Origin of the sequence: Flavobacterium aquidurense (assembly GCF_001404985.1) — a bacterium.
GTDB lineage: Bacteria > Bacteroidota > Bacteroidia > Flavobacteriales > Flavobacteriaceae > Flavobacterium > Flavobacterium aquidurense_B.
The window spans coordinates 298,206-314,652 of the sequence record NZ_JRLF01000010.1 but is presented as its reverse complement, the minus strand read 5'-3'; the positions used below and the strand labels follow the sequence as shown (position 1 = coordinate 314,652).

The following is a 16,447-nucleotide window of genomic DNA, read 5'->3' as shown; positions in this document are numbered from 1 at the left end:
TCAATCAAATTTAAAATCAATCAAAAATGAAAAATTTTACCATTTATCTCGTAATCCTAATCTTTTTATTTGTCAGCAAAGTTCTGGGGCAGGAAACCTTTGAGTCAAGAGCAAAAAAAATTGCCAATAAGATAGAGAAGATTACTAAAGAAGAAAAATCAGCTTTAAAAGAAGAAGTTGAGGCCGTAAACGTTCAATTGTCTGAGGGAAAAATAACCCAGGAACAAGCAGACAAACGAAAAAGAGAACTCGCAGAAGCAAGAGCAATAATTATTGAAGAAAAAGTGACTTTGGCTCAAAATGAATTGAATGATTTAGTACAGCAAAAAGTTGACGGAAAAATCAAAGAACAAGATTCTACACACACTTATATCTTTAGCTGGAAAAGAAAAGATGTTGATAAAGATTCAATTCATGGCGAAAAAAGAACAACATCACAATTTGTATTTGCAATGGGGTTAAACAATATGATGGTTGATGGCAAACTTCAGGATTCTAATTACAGTTTTATGGGATCTCATTTTTATGAATGGGGATTTACTTATAATTCCAGGTTAATGAAAAATGATAATTTATTGCATGCAAAATATGGACTTTCATTAATGTATAATAACATTCGTCCTACAGAGAATAGAAATTTTGTGGTAAATGGAAATCAAACTGTTTTGCAGACAAATGCAATCAACCTGGATGAATCTCGTTTTAGAAATGTTTATATAGTGCTGCCTTTGCATTTAGAATTTGATTTTTCTAAACCTCAGGTTAGTAATGGTAAAACCTATTTTAGAACACATAAAAGTTTCCGTTTCGGAATTGGAGGTTACGCAGGAATCAATGTAAAATCTAAACAAATTCTAAAATATGAGCAAGACGATTTAGATTATAAAACAACTATAAAAGGAGATTATAATGTAAATAATTTTATTTACGGATTAAGTTCTTATATAGGTTACAAAGAATTTAGTTTATATGCCAAGTACGATTTGAATCCGCTGTTTCAGGATAATGCAGTGAAAGAAAATAATATTTCGCTGGGATTACGCTTTGACTTGAATTAGAAATGCGGTTAATTAGTTAGTGGAAAAAGTGCTTCAAAAGAAGCACTTTTTTTATGCGAAATCGCCAGATTTCAATATTGATTTGTGTACTTTTACAGACTTCAAATTTTTAAAATATTTTACGTTTTGATTTCACAAAATACAATTGATACTGTTTTTGAAACTGCTCGTGTAGAGGAGGTTATTGGTGATTTTGTTAATTTAAAACGCGCCGGGAGTAACTTCAAAGGGTTAAGTCCGTTCTCAGATGAGCGCTCTCCGTCGTTTATGGTTTCACCTGCAAAAGGGATCTGGAAAGATTTTAGTACGGGAAAAGGAGGGAATTCTGTAAAATTTCTAATGGAGCATTCACAGTTTACCTATCCGGAAGCCATTCGATACCTGGCCAGAAAATACAATATTGAAATAGAAGAGACAGAACAAACAGATGCTGAAAAAGCGATGACTGATGTTCGCGAAAGTATGTATCTGGTTTCAGAATTTGCAAAAGAATATTTTCATAAGACACTTTTAAATTCAGAAGAAGGAAAAGCAATTGGACTTTCTTATTTTAAGGAAAGAGGTTTTACCAATGAAACAATCAAAAAGTTTAGTTTAGGATATTCACCGGAAACCTGGGACGCCCTTACTAAAGAAGCTTTGGGCAAAGGATACAAACTTGAATTTCTGGAAAGCACAGGTTTAACCATTGCAAGAGAAGATCGCCCTTTTGACCGTTTCAAAGGCCGCGTTATGTTTCCTATAGAAAGTATGTCCGGACGTGTTTTAGGTTTTGGAGGACGTATTTTAACAAATGATAAAAAAGCGGCGAAATACCTGAACTCGCCGGAAAGTGATATTTACCATAAAAGTAAAGTGCTTTATGGTATTTTTCAGGCCAAACAAGCTATAGCCAAGCAAAACAATTGTTATCTGGTTGAAGGCTATACAGATGTAATTCAGTTTAACCAGGCTGGGATTGAGAATGTTGTGGCTTCATCAGGAACGGCTTTAACGCCGGATCAGATTCGTTTGGTAAATAGACTGACCAGAAATATAACCGTTCTTTTTGATGGAGATGCTGCCGGATTGCGCGCTTCTGTTCGAGGAATTGATTTAATTCTGGAAGAAGGAATGAATGTACGTGTTTGTGCTTTTCCTGATGGAGAAGATCCTGACAGTTTTGCACGAAAAACGTCTCATGACGATCTGGTTGCCTATCTGGAAGAAAACAGCAAAGATTTTATACAGTTTAAAGCATCGCTCCTGATGAAAGATGCTAAAAACGATCCTATAAAAAAAGCCGACTTAATTCGTGATATGGTGAATAGTATTTCAAAAATACCGGACCGTATTCAAAGAGAAATCTATATTCAGGAATGTGCCAGAATCATGGATATTTCAGAGCAGGTACTTACAAGTACTTTGGCACAATTAATTCAAAAAGATATTGCTGAGGCGGGTAAAAAACAAAAGCAGGATCAAAAACCTTTTGAGGTTTTTAGAAACCAAAACCCAAAAAATACTGGTTTTTCAGGAGGAGATCCTGAAGATCCCAGAACAGGACCGCCAGATGATTATCCGGGAGATCCGGGCTATCCTGCAGAGTCAACAGAAAAAGTTGATATCTTGTATCGTTTAGAACGAAAAGTAATTGAGATATTATTGCTTTATGGAGATAAAACTGAAGAGTTTGAAGATGTGCTTTTAAAGAATAATGACGAAGGTGAAGTTGTAATGGTTTCTGAGAAGAGAGAGTACAAAGTATACGAACGTATTTATTTGAGTTTGCAGGAAGATGAGGTTGAACTCTCTAATAATTTGTTCCGCAATATCTTTACGGACTTAATTGGGTTTTACAACCAAAACGAAAAATTTAGCCTTGAGCAATACTTAATGCGATTACAACCTGATTTTGCTCAGGAAGTTACAGATATTTTGATGGAAGATGAACGTTTGACCCTTCATGATTGGGAAGGGCAGAACATTTTTTCAAAAATGAAACACGAAACGATTGCACAATACGTTAGTGAAACGATTATGTCTATGCGTTGGTTTTTGGTAGATAAAATCATCCAGGAATTAAAAAGCTCTATAAAACCTGATAATTCAGATAATACAGAGCTTTTGTCTATGGTCGTCGATTACTCGAAATTAGTTAACTCATTCTCGAAAAAACTAGGAAGAGTAATGTCGAGGTACCATTAAATAATTTCTAAAGTCTTCGCTTTGTTAACTAAGTCAACTAAATTAGTAACATTTAATTTAGTCAATAATCTTAATTTGTAAGTACTGATCGTTTTTTCGTTCAGATTTAAGATTTTAGAGATTTCATTGTTCTTTTTACCATCGCTTAAATAACGTAATACTTCAATCTCACGATTTGAAAGTTTTCTGTACAAACGCTCGCTTTTGCTTTGTTTAGCGATAAGCGCCATGTTTTTACGCACAGTTTCGTTGATGATAATTTTTCCTTCATGCACTTTAATAATAGAAAGACCTAAAGTTTCAAGTTTTTCTGTTTTGTGCACATACCCGGAAACTCCTGCTTTAATTGCATTTGGAGCATACATTTGTTCAGCGAGGTCACTAAAAATTACAATTTTTGTTTTTGGGAAATTTTTCAGGATCGACTTGACCTCGAAGATACTCGAGAGACCTTCCAGCTCTAGATCGAGAATTAGGATATCGATTTCCTTCGTTTGAAGGATATCTCTAACCATTGAAAAATTGCCTACGTTGGCAACAATTGAAATTTGATCGTGGTCTTTAAAATAAGACTTAACGCCAAAGTGAGTCACAGGATGATTGTCTGCAAGACATACTTTAATCATAATTTTTACCTTTTTTAGAATTGTTCATGTTTTTGGAACTGTAAAATTAATAAATAAATTCTGTAATTAATTGCAGACAAATGTTAAAATGTTTTATTTTAACGTTTTTGGTATTATACAGACCGGAATTGGATCCATTTTATGCTTGTTACTGGTGTTTAAACGATTATAAATTTCAAAGACAGATTTTTCTCTCCCAGTGAAGTCAGCTGGCGTATTTCCTGACTCCGCGGCCAACATTGCCCATTCAAGTTCGTCATAACTTGCCCCTAATTGGTCCTCATCTGTACGATTATCGCCAAATAATCCATCTGTAGGTGCAGCTGTTAAAATTGATTCAGGAATTGCTAAAAATTCTCCCAAAGCATAAACATCGGATTTCATTAAGTCAGCAATTGGACTTAGGTCTACTCCTCCGTCACCGTATTTAGTATAAAATCCTACACCAAAATCTTCTACCTTATTTCCAGTCCCTGCTACTAAAAGCCCATGAATTCCAGCTAAATAATATAAAGAGGTCATTCTCAGGCGTGCACGAGTGTTTGCTAACGATAAATTAACTTTTGTTGAATCTTTTGATGTGGGCACAGCGCTCTTAAAAGCTTCAAAAGTGTCAGTTAAATCTGTTTCTACGTTTGAAACATTAGGAAAACGCTTTTTTAATTGTTCAATATGTTCTCTTCCTCTTGAAACTTGATTTAGGGCTTGATGAATTGGCATTTCTACACATAATACCTGTAATCCGGTTTGTGCGCATAAGGTTGAAGTGACTGCAGAGTCGACTCCGCCTGAAATTCCAATTACAAAACCGTTTACTTTTGCATTGTTAGCATAATTTTTTAACCACTCTACAATGTGATTATTTACTTTTTCTGTTTGAATAGTACTTTTTTTAGCCATAATAGTTCAAGTTTTAAGATGCAGGGATGTATATTTGCAGAATTATTTTTAAGTATGCATTTACTTAAAATCCAGCAACACAAATCTAATTAAAATAAAATGAAAATTTATCGCTTTATAGTGGTTCTGTCCTTGTTTTTTTTGTCCTGTGATCAAAAAAACAAAGTAGAAAAAGAAGTCGAAGAAATCCCGGTTGATATAAAAGTAGAACGTTTTGATAAGGTGTTTTTTGAAACCAAACCAGAAGATTTAGCAAAAGTAAAAAGACAATATCCTTTCTTTTTCCCGGCTGGTAATGACGATAATATCTGGTTAAAAAAAATGCAGGATCCACTCTGGAAAGAAGTGTATGCTGAAGTACAGAAAAAATATGCCAATTTTGAACCGGTACGTCTGGAATTTAATAAGTTGTTTCAGCATGTGAAATATTATTTTCCAAAAACAAAAACTCCTAAAGTAATTACAGTTATTGGAGAAATGGATTATAATGCAAAAGCAATTTATGCTGATAGTCTTGTAATTGTGGCTTTGGAATTATATCTGGGAAAAGAACATAAATTTTATCAGTTTCCAAATTATTTAAAACAGAATTTTGAAGAGAAACAGATCATGCCCGATGTGGTTTCTAGTTTTGCTTACCGAAATATTCCGGCTTTTCAGGATAAAAATTTAATTTCACAGATGATTTTCGAAGGGAAACAGTTATATGCGAAAGATTTGCTTTTGCCTGAATATACAGATGATGAAAAAATGGGATATACACCGGAACAAATAAAATGGTGTCAGGAAAATGAAGCCTATATGTGGCGCTTTTTTATTGAAAATGAAATGTTGTACAGTGATGATCCAAAACTAACAACCCGATTTATAGTGCCTGCTCCGTTTTCTAAATTTTATTTAGAAATAGATAACGATTCTCCGGGACGAATTGGTGCATGGCTGGGATGGCAAATGGTGCGATCTTACATGAAAAACAATAGCAGTGTAACATTGCCTGAATTATTAAAAATAAACGCAAAAGAAATTTTTGAAAAATCAAAATATAAACCTAAGAAGTAATGTCAGATACAATAAACTCAGAAATTAAATTCAATATAGAATTAGACGAAAACCGTGTACCGGAAAAATTAACCTGGAGTGCGCAAGACGGTGGTGTGAAGGCTGAAGAAGCAAAAGCTATTATGTTGTCTATCTGGGACAGCAAGGCTAAAGAAACAATGCGTATTGATTTGTGGACAAAAGATATGCCGGTAGATGAAATGAAAATTTTCTTTCACCAGACTTTAGTAGCAATGTCAGATACTTTTAAGCGTGCAACAGACGACGAAAAAATGTCAGATACCATGAAGGATTTCTGTGATTATTTTGCAGAAAAACTGGAGCTTACGAAATAAGAAAATTCTAAATTTTTGAAATTCCAAAACGAAATCCTTTGATTTCGCTCAGGAATGCAAAAATAAAAAATCCCAAATTCCAATTTGTATCGGAATTTGGGATTTTTTTTATTTTTTGAATTTTCCTCCAGTGTTGGAATTTGAAATTTCTTTTTATTGTTGGAATTTAAAACTGCGAGTTGTTTTTAAAAACTTCCTGATTTACTTCGTCGATATAATTTAAAACATCATCCTTTCCTATTGATTCTGTAGCCGATGTTACAAAATAGTGTGGCATTTCTTCCCAGTTATTAGCGAACATTTGTTTTTTGTATGCTGCAATATGAGAGTCAACTTTAGTCTTACTGATTTTATCTGCTTTAGTAAAAATAATGCAAAACGGAATCTCACTTTCTCCCATATATGACATAAATTCAATGTCAATATTTTGAGCTTCGTGGCGAATATCAATTAAAACAAAAGCGCAAACAAGTTGTTCTCTTGTTTCGAAATAATCAGTTATAAATTGCTGAAAAACCGATTTTGTTTTTTTAGATACTTTAGCATAACCATAACCAGGTAAATCGACCAGGAACCAATTATTATTAATCTTAAAGTGATTGATTAATTGTGTTTTTCCGGGTCTTCCTGAAGTTTTGGCTAAGTTTTTATGATTGGTAAGCATGTTGATCAACGATGACTTCCCTACGTTTGAGCGGCCGATAAAAGCATATTCCGGCAAAAAATCCTGTGGACATTTTGCTACTTCGGAATTACTGATAATAAATTCGGCGGTATTAATTTTCATGTTTTTTGTTTTTAAAACCTCCTTAAAGTTGAAAGTTAGATGCTATAAATTCTTTTTAACGAGCCACTCTTCAAGAATTTTATTAAATTCTTCCGGATGCTCCATCATAGCAGCGTGTCCACATTTGTCTATCCAATACAAAGTTGAATTAGGCAATAATTTATCAAATTCTTCGGCAACATTGGGTGGAGTTACAGCGTCATTTTTACCCCAAATGATACAGGTTTCTGCTGTCATTTTTGGTAAATCCTTAGCCATATTATGACGAATTGCACTTTTGGCAATCGTTAAGGTTTTGATCAGTTTGATACGGTCATTTACCGTTGCGTAAACTTCATCGATAAGTTCGGGAGTTGCTATTGCAGGATCATAAAATACATCTTCAGCTTTCTTTTTGATGTATTCGTAATCACCTCTTTTTGGGTAACTATCTCCCATAGCACTTTCATAAAGACCAGAACTTCCGGTAATTACAAGTCCTGCTACTTTTTCAGGATATAGTTTTGTATGATAAAGAGCAATATGTCCTCCAAGAGAATTACCTAGCAAAATAACGCTGTCAAAGCCTTTAAAAGTAATAAAGTCTTTAACGTATTTCGCAAAGCTTTTTACGTTGGTTTTTAAAATACTTTGGGTGTATATTGGCAAATCCGGGATAACAACTTTGTATCCTTTCGTTGGGAAATATTCTGCTACAGCATCAAAGTTACTAAGGCCTCCCATTAAGCCATGTAAAATCACGATAGGAGTTCCTTCTCCAGCTTCATAATAGCTGTATTTGCCTTCTTTTTTGTAGTGTTTGTCCATTTAATTTAATGCCAATTTCAATTTGGACAAATATAGGGTTTAATAAATAAAAATGAATTTTTGCTGCCGTTTTTTAACTAGATAATTTTTGTCGAATTTATAAGTGGTTAAAAATCAGGTTTTATGGGTGTTTTTGGGATGTTTCCTAAATGTTAAGAAAAATGCATTATAACTAATTTTTTAAGAAATATAGTGCATAATTTTTTTGATCTCTAACTGTTATTGTTGATCAGCTAATTATTATCTAAAGTATTGATTGTCCATAAATTAAGGATAGTGGTAGGAAAGTGGTTAAACTTATTAACAAAGTGGTATTTAGTGGTAAAATGTGGTAATATTTTTTATATTTTTGCTGTATAACATATTAAAGTATTTTTCTTGAACACAATTGTTGGAACATATGAGTGTAAAGTCGATGCTAAAGGGAGGCTAATGATGCCTGCACCCTTAAAAAAGCAATTGGCTTCTTCTCTTCAGAACGGATTCGTTTTGAAGCGCTCCGTTTTTCAACCGTGTTTAGAACTGTATCCAATGGAAGAGTGGGACTTGATGATGCAAAAAATCAACAAGCTGAATCGTTTCGTAAAAAAGAACAATGATTTCATCAGAAGATTTACTGCCGGTGTAAAAGTGGTAGAGATTGATGCATTAGGAAGATTATTGGTTCCGAAGGATTTGGTAGCTTTTTCAAGTATTTCTAAAGATGTGGTTTTTTCATCTGCGGTTAATATTGTGGAGATTTGGGATAAAGATTTATATGAAAAATCAATAAGCGGCGAAGATATGGATTTTGCAGATTTAGCCGAAGAAGTAATGGGAAATATTAATGACGACGACAATGGAATATCATAATCCGGTTTTGCTTCATCCTACAGTTGATGGTTTAAATATTAAACCTGATGGCATATATGTAGATGTAACGTTTGGTGGCGGTGGTCATTCAAAGGAAATTTTGAAACGATTAGGGCCAAACGGAAAATTATTTGCTTTTGATCAGGATGAGGATGCTCTTGCAAATGCGCTGCCGGATGAACGGTTTACCTTAATTAATGAGAACTTTAGATTTATAAAAAGATTTCTTCGTTTTCATGGTGTTAAAAGTGTAGACGGGATTTTAGCTGATTTAGGGGTTTCGTCACATCAGTTTGATGTTCCGGAAAGAGGTTTCTCTACCAGATTTGATGCCGAACTGGATATGCGGATGAGTCAAAAAAATGATTTAAATGCTTACCGTGTGGTTAACGAATATGAAGAACAGGATTTACGTCGTGTTTTTTTTGATTATGGGGAGTTGAAAAACGCGCCGCTTTTAGCAAGAACAATTGTAGAGGCACGAGAACATCAGCCTATTAAAACTACAGATGATTTGAAAGACGTTTTAGCGAAATATTTGCCTGAAAGAGTTAAAAACAAAATATTGGCTCAGATCTATCAGGCGATTCGTATCGAGGTAAATCAAGAAATGGATGTTTTAAAAGAATTTATAGAGCAGTCTCTGGAAATTCTTAATCCAGGTGGAAGATTCTCAGTAATCTCTTATCATTCTCTGGAAGACAGATTAGTAAAGAGGTTTATTAAAAACGGAATGTTTGAAGGTGAGCCTGAGAGAGATTTTTACGGAAACTTTTCTGTTCCTTATAAAACAATAGGAAAACTGATTGTTCCGGACGATGCCGAGATTAAAATAAACAATCGGGCAAGAAGTGCAAAATTAAGAATTGCTGAGAAGATATAATATAAGGTAGAGAAAAATGAAAAGTGGTGGAGTATTTGGCATATTAAAAGCGAGGTTTCTTTTGAACGATGACGCAGTGAAAAACTGGAGATTCATTGTTTTTATAATTCTGCTGGCTATTTTGATGATTGCAAATACACAGCGATATGAACAAAAGGTTTTTGAAATAGCGAAACTGAATAATGAAGTAAAAGAATTGCGATCTGAATTTGTAGACCGACGTTCAGAGTTAATGAAATTGAAAATGGAATCAACAATATCGGATAAAATGCTTGAAAAACAGATTTTTCCATCAACGGTTCCTCCGGTTAAAATAGAAGTTAAAAAAGAAGAAGAAAAAAATTTCTTTAAAAGAATATGGCAGTAGACGATAAAAATATATCCTACAGAATTTACCTCGTAGCAGTTTTCATCTTTGTGATGGCAATTGCTATTGTTGTTAAGTTAACCAATATTCAATGGGTTGAAGGGGATTATTATAGAAAGCTGGCTAAACAACGTACCGTTAGAAATTTTGTGATTCCTGCAAACAAAGGAAATATCTATTCTGCTGACGGAAGTTTACTGGCAACGTCTATCCCTAATTATGAGATTAGATTTGATGCAAAAGCGCCAAAAACAGAGACGTTTGAGAAATATGTGAAAGCATTATCAGATTCCCTGGCAACAGTTTTAGACAGGCCTGGTGGTTATTATGAAAAAGAATTAAGGAAAGCAAGAGAGAATAAAAATCGTTACTATTTGATAGCCCGTAATTTGAGCTATACTGAATATGTAAAAATAAAAGGTTTTCCATTATTCAATTTAGGTGCTTTTAAAGGTGGGATTATAATTGAGCAGGAAACAGTTAGAAAACATCCGATAGGAAAAATTGCCGAAAGAACAATTGGTTACGATCGTATTGATCCTGCAACTGGAGTTGAAGTAGGTAAAGGAATCGAGTGGGCTTTTAAAAATTACCTGAACGGAAAAGACGGTAAAATTCTAAAGCAAAAAATTGCAAAAGGACAATGGAAACCTATTCGTGATGTTAATGAAGTTGATCCACAAGATGGTTTTGATGTAATTTCTACTATAGATGTTTTTATTCAGGATATTGCACACCATGCTTTATTGAAGCAATTAGAAGAATATGAAGCTGATCATGGTTGTGTGGTTGTTATGGAAACCGAAACGGGACATGTAAAAGCCATTTCGAATTTAGGAAGAGCAGAAGACGGATCGTATTATGAAACTACAAATTATGCTGTAGCAGAATCTCATGAGCCGGGATCTACTTTTAAATTAGTGGATTTAATGGCTATTTTAGATGATAAAGTAGCAGATACAAGTACGGTTTACGATAGTCACAACGGACAAGTGAAATATTATGGACGTTCTGTTACTGATTCGCACAGAGGAGGTTACGGGAAAGTTTCATTAGCACGTGGTTTCGAACTTTCATCAAATACGGTAATGGTTCAGGCGGTTTATGAAAATTATAAGAGCAATCCGTCTAAGTTTGTGAATCACATTAAGAGTTATGGATTAGATAAACCATTAGGATTGCATTTTAAAGGAGAAGGAAGACCTTATATACCACAACCCGGAGGTAAACACTGGTCAGGAGTTTCATTGCCATGGATGGCTTTTGGTTACGGAGTTTCGGTTACGCCAATGCAGACTTTGGCATTTTATAACTCAGTTGCTAATAATGGAGTAATGGTAAAACCTCAGTTTGTTTCTGAAATTAAAGAATGGAATAAAACCATCAAGAAATTTGATGTTGAAGTGATTAATCCAAAAGTATGTTCTCAGGAAACGATCAATAAATTAAGAGCAGTATTGCTTAATGTGGTTAAAAAAGGAACAGGATCTAAGTTGTATTCGAAAGATTTTTCGATGGCTGGTAAAACAGGAACAGCGCAGGTAAATTACGGAGGAAAAGAAGGGAAGTCGGCATTGTATTATGCCTCTTCTTTTGTGGGATATTTTCCGGCAGATCATCCTAAATATTCTTGTATTGTAGTAGTTCATAAACCTAATACAGCAAAAAACAACTATTACGGAGCAGATGTTGCGGGACCGGTTTTTAAACGAATTGCCCAAAAAATATTTACAGATGCGCCATCAACAAATAAAATTAAAAAACTGGATTCAAGAATTCCAAAACAAGAAGACAGTTATAATAAATATACGGCAGAGGCTAATAAAAAAACAAACCAAATTCCTGATTTAAAAGGAATGCCGGGAATGGATGCTATTGCTTTACTGGAGAATTTAGGTTTGAAAGTAAAAGTAAACGGAGTAGGAAAAGTAAAAAAACAGTCTTTACAGGCTGGGGAAAATATTAGTAAAAACACAACAATAGTATTAGAATTATCGTGAAAGTACTAAAAGACATATTATATAAAGTAGCTATTGAATCTGTAAACGGTTCGACTGAAATTGATATACATAAAATTGATTTTGATTCAAGAAAAATTGAAGAAAAAGATGTTTTTGTAGCGATTCGCGGATCATTGTCTGATGGGCATGATTATATAGAAAAAGCCATTCAATTGGGTGCGGTTGCAATTATTTGTGATGCATTGCCGGAGACTATAGAAAAAGGAATTACTTATATTAAAGTAAAAGATACCAATACAGCTTTGGCTTTTATGGCTGCTAATTATTTTGGAAATCCTTCTGAAAAATTAAAATTAGTTGGCGTTACAGGTACAAACGGAAAAACAACAATTGCGTCATTATTGTTTCAGTTATTTCAAAAAGCAGGCTTTAAAGTTGGTTTATTATCAACTGTAAAAATCATGGTTGATGAAACGGAATATAAGGCAACACATACAACACCGGATTCGATTACAATCAATCATTATTTAAATGAAATGATTGAGTCCGGGGTAACACACTGCTTTATGGAAGTGAGTTCACACGGAATTCATCAAAAACGTACAGAAGCTTTGCATTTTGAGGGTGGGGTTTTTACGAATCTGTCACACGATCATTTAGATTATCATCCCACTTTTGCAGAATACAGAGATGTAAAAAAATCTTTTTTTGATTCGTTGCCAAAAACTGCTTTTGCATTATCAAACATCGATGATAAAAACGGAACTGTGATGTTACAAAATACAGTTGCAAGAAAGTTTACTTATGCCTTGAAGTCTTATGCTGACTTTAAAGCGACAATATTAGAAAGTCAGTTATCAGGATTATTACTTAAAGTAAATGACAATGAAGTTTGGGTAAAACTTATTGGGACTTTTAATGCCTATAACGTTTTGGCAATTTACGGAACAGCGATAGAACTTGGGATGGATAGTCTTGAGGCACTTCGTTTATTGTCTGATTTAGAGAGTGTTTCAGGTCGATTTCAATATATTATTTCGGCAGGAAATATTACTGCAATTGTAGATTATGCGCATACGCCGGATGCTTTAGACAATGTTTTAAAAACGATAACAGATATCCGTACCAAAAACGAACAGTTGATTACTGTTGTGGGCTGCGGAGGAAACAGAGATAAAACAAAGAGACCAATTATGGCTAAAATTGCTACAGATCTTAGTGATAAAGCAATTCTAACCTCTGACAATCCAAGAAATGAGGATCCTGAAGTGATTCTTGATGAGATGGAAAAAGGAGTTGAAGCTCATAATTATAAAAAGATATTGAGAATTACGGATAGAAAACAGGCTATAAAAACAGCTTGTCAATTGGCTCAGCCAAATGATATTATTCTAATTGCCGGTAAAGGGCATGAAACATATCAGGAAATAAATGGTGTTCGAAACCATTTTGATGATATGGAAACAGTAAGAGAAATTTTAGATCAATTAGGAAAGTAAAGTTTAAACGGTTAATTGGTTGTTCGTTTATCGAATAATTACTAAATCAAAAACTAACGAATCAACAAAATAACAATTAAACAAATAAACCAAGATATATGCTATACTATTTATTTGAATATTTAGACAAAACATTAGATATACCAGGAACTGGAGTTTTTCAGTATATCACCTTCAGATCGGCTTTGGCATTGATGCTTTCATTGCTTTTGTCAACTATTTACGGAAAAAGAATTATAAACTTTTTGCGTAAACAGCAAGTTGGCGAAACCGTTCGTGAGTTAGGTCTGGCTGGTCAAAATGAAAAAGCAGGAACACCAACAATGGGAGGACTGATTATCATTTTTGCAACACTTGTACCTGTTTTGTTATTTGCTCGTTTGCATAATATTTATATCGTATTGCTTATTGTGACTACACTTTGGATGGGCACAATTGGGTTTGTAGATGATTATATTAAAATATTCAAAAAAGACAAACAAGGACTTAAAGGAATCTTTAAAGTTATTGGACAAGTTGGTTTGGGGATTATCGTTGGTGCTGTTCTTTATTTTAACCCTGCTGTAACAGTAAGAACTGATACAGGCAGAACAGATGTTTTTAGAACAACAACAAATACAACTGTAGTTTTACCTGCACCAATTGAGGAAAAATCTACGGCAACAACAATTCCGTTTGTTAAAAATAATGAATTTGATTATGCCGAATTATTAGCCTGGACAGGTGAAGGATACGAAAAATGGGCTTGGTTGATTTTTATTCCAGTTGTTATTTTCATCATTACTGCGGTTTCAAACGGAGCTAATTTAACAGATGGAATTGACGGTCTCGCCGCAGGAACCTCGGCAGTATCCGTTCTGGCGCTCGGGATATTCACATTTGTTTCGGGAAATATTATTTTCTCAAATTATCTAAACATTATGTACATCCCCAATTCTGGAGAGATGACAGTTTTTATATCTGCATTTGTAGGGGCATTAATTGGATTTCTTTGGTACAACTCTTATCCTGCCTCGGTTTTTATGGGGGATACGGGAAGTTTGACTATTGGTGGAATCATTGCAGTTTTGGCAATTGCAGTCCGTAAAGAATTATTGATCCCGCTATTGTGTGGAATCTTCTTGGTAGAAAATTTCTCAGTGGTTTTGCAAGTAAGTTATTTTAAATTCACGAAGAAGCGTTTTGGTGAAGGCCGAAGAATTTTTCTGATGTCGCCATTACATCATCATTATCAAAAGAAAGGATATCATGAAAGTAAAATTGTAACCAGATTCTGGATCGTTGCCATCATGTTAGCCATATTATCAATCGTTACTTTAAAACTTAGATAGATGAGATTGGTAGTTTTAGGAGGAGGAGAAAGTGGAGTAGGAACCGCTATTCTGGGGAAGAAAAAAGGATATGAAGTTTTTGTATCTGATTTTGGAAAAATAAAAGAAAGCTATAAAGAAGTTCTCATAATTAATGGAATTGCTTGGGAAGAAGAAAAACATACCGAAGACCTGATTTTAAATGCTGACGTAGTAATGAAAAGTCCGGGAATTCCAGAGAAATCCCCCATAGTACAGAAGCTTATTGGTGCAGGAATTAAGGTGATTTCAGAAATTGAATTTGCTAAACCTTTTACCGAAGCATTGACAATTGGAATTACAGGAAGCAATGGTAAGACAACGACAACAATGCTTACGCATCATTTGTTGAAATCAGCAGGATTAAATGTTGGTTTAGGAGGAAACATCGGAAAAAGTTTTGCCTGGCAGGTTGCCGAAAATAAATACGATGCCTATGTTCTTGAATTAAGTAGTTTTCAGCTCGACGGAATTATAGATTACAGGCCGGATATTGCCATTATTACGAATATTAGTCCAGATCATTTAGACCGATATGAGTATAAATATCAAAACTATATTGACTCGAAGTTTCGAATAACAATGAATCAGACTGAGAGCGATTATCTTATTTACGATGCAGATGATGAAGCGATTTCAGAATGGTTAAAAAATAACACAACAAAAGCAAAATTAATTCCTTTTTCATTGTCTAAAACATTCGATGAAGGGGCTTCTATAAATAACAACAAAATGGAAATAAAGATCAACCAAGAAGAGTTTACAATGGAAACAGAATACATTGCGTTAGAAGGAAAACATAACATGAAAAACGCAATGGCAGCAAGCTCTGTAGCAAAATTGATGCAAATTAGAAATGCAACAATACGCGAAAGTTTATCTAATTTTCAAGGTGTAGAACACCGTTTAGAAAAAGTATTAAAAATTCAGAATGTTCAATATATCAACGATTCTAAAGCAACAAATGTAAATGCTACTTTCTTTGCTTTAGACAGCATGAATGTTCCAACAGTTTGGATTGTTGGAGGTGTTGACAAAGGAAATGATTACAACGAATTGATGTCGTTGGTTCGTGAAAAAGTAAAAGCAATTATATGCCTGGGAGTTGATAATCATAAAATCATCAATGCTTTTGGAAATGTAGTTGACATTATGGTAGAAGTAAATAATATGAACGATGCTGTAAAAACGGCACAACGTTTAACAGAAAAAGGCGATGCTGTTTTATTGTCTCCAGCCTGCGCAAGTTTCGATTTATTCGAAAACTATGAAGATCGTGGAAAACAATTTAAACAAGCGGTTCACAATTTATAATTTTAGATTTCTGATTTTAGATTTTAGATTGTTTTCTAAACTTTGAATTCAAAAATATAATATAAGTTCTTTTAATTATGACGACGGATGAAATGAAGTTGAGAACAAAAAAGTTCTCTTTGATGATAATTGATTTAGCAGAAAAATAGCCAACTACATATATTGTGAAGGTAGTTGCTAATCAAATAGTGAGAAGCGGTACATCGGTTGGAGCAAATTATAGAGCAGTTTGCAGAGCAAGAAGTGATAGGGAATTTGTTTCTAAAATGAATATAGTTTTAGAAGAATCTGATGAAACTTTATTTTGGCTGGAAATTATTAAAGAAAAAATGTGGGTTGCAAAATCTGAGTTAGAAATAATTTGGAAAGAAGGAAATGAGTTAACTGCCATTTTTGTCAGCAGTTTAAAAACAGTAAACAACAGGATTAACAATAAAAATTAAAAGATAAGATTTTAAAATAA

At 33.9% G+C, this 16,447-nt stretch carries 16 protein-coding genes; 12 read left to right on the top strand and 4 right to left on the bottom strand.

What is annotated here, in order from left to right; all coding sequences use genetic code 11:
- Positions 1 to 26: 26 nt before the first annotated feature.
- Complete coding sequence (locus RC62_RS09790; protein WP_055094980.1) at positions 27 to 1,058, top strand: hypothetical protein; 1,032 nt, start codon at positions 27 to 29, stop codon at positions 1,056 to 1,058.
- A 126-nt stretch (positions 1,059 to 1,184) separates the two neighbouring features.
- Positions 1,185 to 3,245, top strand: coding sequence for a DNA primase (gene dnaG / locus RC62_RS09785; protein ID WP_055094979.1), 2,061 nt, complete (start codon positions 1,185 to 1,187; stop codon positions 3,243 to 3,245).
- On the opposite strand, the gene RC62_RS09780 is transcribed toward dnaG, so the two are convergent.
- Positions 3,242 to 3,871, bottom strand: a complete 630-nt coding sequence (locus RC62_RS09780) for a response regulator transcription factor (RefSeq protein WP_026730588.1) — start codon at positions 3,869 to 3,871, stop codon at positions 3,242 to 3,244. The two genes, dnaG and RC62_RS09780, sit on opposite strands and share 4 nt — an antisense overlap.
- 93 nt (positions 3,872 to 3,964) lie before the next feature.
- The gene (gene nadE, locus RC62_RS09775; protein WP_055094977.1) at positions 3,965 to 4,771 is read right to left on the bottom strand and encodes an NAD(+) synthase; all 807 of its coding nucleotides are present in this window, start codon (positions 4,769 to 4,771) and stop codon (positions 3,965 to 3,967) included.
- 99 nt (positions 4,772 to 4,870) lie between these two features.
- Here nadE and gldB point away from each other — a divergent pair, with 99 nt between their 5' ends.
- Together gldB and gldC are read left to right on the top strand one after the other, a co-directional pair.
- Positions 4,871 to 5,830, top strand: a complete 960-nt coding sequence (gene gldB, locus RC62_RS09770) for a gliding motility lipoprotein GldB (protein WP_055094975.1) — start codon at positions 4,871 to 4,873, stop codon at positions 5,828 to 5,830.
- Entirely contained in the window at positions 5,830 to 6,165 is a 336-nt protein-coding gene (gldC, locus tag RC62_RS09765) for a gliding motility protein GldC (protein ID WP_055094973.1), read from the top strand. Before gldB ends, gldC begins: the two co-directional genes overlap by 1 nt.
- A 166-nt stretch (positions 6,166 to 6,331) precedes the next feature.
- Here the strand turns inward: gldC and yihA are convergent, their stop codons facing one another.
- The gene (gene yihA, locus RC62_RS09760; protein ID WP_055094971.1) at positions 6,332 to 6,952 is read right to left on the bottom strand and encodes a ribosome biogenesis GTP-binding protein YihA/YsxC; all 621 of its coding nucleotides are present in this window, start codon (positions 6,950 to 6,952) and stop codon (positions 6,332 to 6,334) included.
- A gap of 42 nt (positions 6,953 to 6,994) precedes the next feature.
- A complete protein-coding gene (locus RC62_RS09755) occupies positions 6,995 to 7,759 on the bottom strand; it encodes an alpha/beta fold hydrolase (RefSeq protein ID WP_055094969.1) in 765 nt (254 codons plus the stop codon).
- 378 nt (positions 7,760 to 8,137) lie between these two features.
- Between RC62_RS09755 and RC62_RS09750 the strand changes: the two genes are divergently transcribed.
- The 8 genes from RC62_RS09750 (at position 8,138) to RC62_RS09715 (ending at position 16,427) form a co-directional block, all read left to right on the top strand.
- Entirely contained in the window at positions 8,138 to 8,611 is a 474-nt protein-coding gene (locus RC62_RS09750) for a division/cell wall cluster transcriptional repressor MraZ (protein WP_029273286.1), read from the top strand.
- On the top strand, positions 8,586 to 9,494 hold the full coding sequence (gene rsmH / locus RC62_RS09745) for a 16S rRNA (cytosine(1402)-N(4))-methyltransferase RsmH (protein WP_206196620.1): 909 nt from the start codon (positions 8,586 to 8,588) through the stop codon (positions 9,492 to 9,494). The genes RC62_RS09750 and rsmH overlap by 26 nt, the downstream gene beginning before the upstream one ends.
- A 16-nt stretch (positions 9,495 to 9,510) precedes the next feature.
- Complete coding sequence (locus tag RC62_RS09740) at positions 9,511 to 9,861, top strand: FtsL-like putative cell division protein (protein WP_055094967.1); 351 nt, start codon at positions 9,511 to 9,513, stop codon at positions 9,859 to 9,861.
- On the top strand, positions 9,852 to 11,861 hold the full coding sequence (locus tag RC62_RS09735; protein ID WP_055094965.1) for a penicillin-binding protein: 2,010 nt from the start codon (positions 9,852 to 9,854) through the stop codon (positions 11,859 to 11,861). The genes RC62_RS09740 and RC62_RS09735 overlap by 10 nt, the downstream gene beginning before the upstream one ends.
- Entirely contained in the window at positions 11,858 to 13,321 is a 1,464-nt protein-coding gene (locus RC62_RS09730) for a UDP-N-acetylmuramoyl-L-alanyl-D-glutamate--2,6-diaminopimelate ligase (protein ID WP_055094963.1), read from the top strand. Before RC62_RS09735 ends, RC62_RS09730 begins: the two co-directional genes overlap by 4 nt.
- Before the next feature lie 98 nt (positions 13,322 to 13,419).
- Positions 13,420 to 14,652, top strand: coding sequence for a phospho-N-acetylmuramoyl-pentapeptide-transferase (gene mraY / locus RC62_RS09725; RefSeq protein WP_055094961.1), 1,233 nt, complete (start codon positions 13,420 to 13,422; stop codon positions 14,650 to 14,652).
- The gene (gene murD, locus RC62_RS09720; RefSeq protein ID WP_055094959.1) at positions 14,653 to 15,984 is read left to right on the top strand and encodes a UDP-N-acetylmuramoyl-L-alanine--D-glutamate ligase; all 1,332 of its coding nucleotides are present in this window, start codon (positions 14,653 to 14,655) and stop codon (positions 15,982 to 15,984) included.
- Positions 15,985 to 16,148: 164 nt separating this feature from the next.
- A complete protein-coding gene (locus tag RC62_RS09715; protein WP_245176806.1) occupies positions 16,149 to 16,427 on the top strand; it encodes a four helix bundle protein in 279 nt (92 codons plus the stop codon).
- Positions 16,428 to 16,447 lie beyond the last annotated feature (20 nt).

Coding starts and splice junctions, on each gene's coding strand:
- rsmH (WP_206196620.1), top strand. CDS start 8,586: ATGACGACGACAATGGAATATCATAATCCGGTTTTGCTTCATCCTACA.
- RC62_RS09780 (WP_026730588.1), bottom strand. CDS start 3,871: ATGATTAAAGTATGTCTTGCAGACAATCATCCTGTGACTCACTTTGGC.
- nadE (WP_055094977.1), bottom strand. CDS start 4,771: ATGGCTAAAAAAAGTACTATTCAAACAGAAAAAGTAAATAATCACATT.
- RC62_RS09735 (WP_055094965.1), top strand. CDS start 9,852: ATGGCAGTAGACGATAAAAATATATCCTACAGAATTTACCTCGTAGCA.
- gldC (WP_055094973.1), top strand. CDS start 5,830: ATGTCAGATACAATAAACTCAGAAATTAAATTCAATATAGAATTAGAC.
- yihA (WP_055094971.1), bottom strand. CDS start 6,952: ATGAAAATTAATACCGCCGAATTTATTATCAGTAATTCCGAAGTAGCA.
- gldB (WP_055094975.1), top strand. CDS start 4,871: ATGAAAATTTATCGCTTTATAGTGGTTCTGTCCTTGTTTTTTTTGTCC.
- mraY (WP_055094961.1), top strand. CDS start 13,420: ATGCTATACTATTTATTTGAATATTTAGACAAAACATTAGATATACCA.
- murD (WP_055094959.1), top strand. CDS start 14,653: ATGAGATTGGTAGTTTTAGGAGGAGGAGAAAGTGGAGTAGGAACCGCT.
- RC62_RS09755 (WP_055094969.1), bottom strand. CDS start 7,759: ATGGACAAACACTACAAAAAAGAAGGCAAATACAGCTATTATGAAGCT.
- RC62_RS09790 (WP_055094980.1), top strand. CDS start 27: ATGAAAAATTTTACCATTTATCTCGTAATCCTAATCTTTTTATTTGTC.
- RC62_RS09740 (WP_055094967.1), top strand. CDS start 9,511: ATGAAAAGTGGTGGAGTATTTGGCATATTAAAAGCGAGGTTTCTTTTG.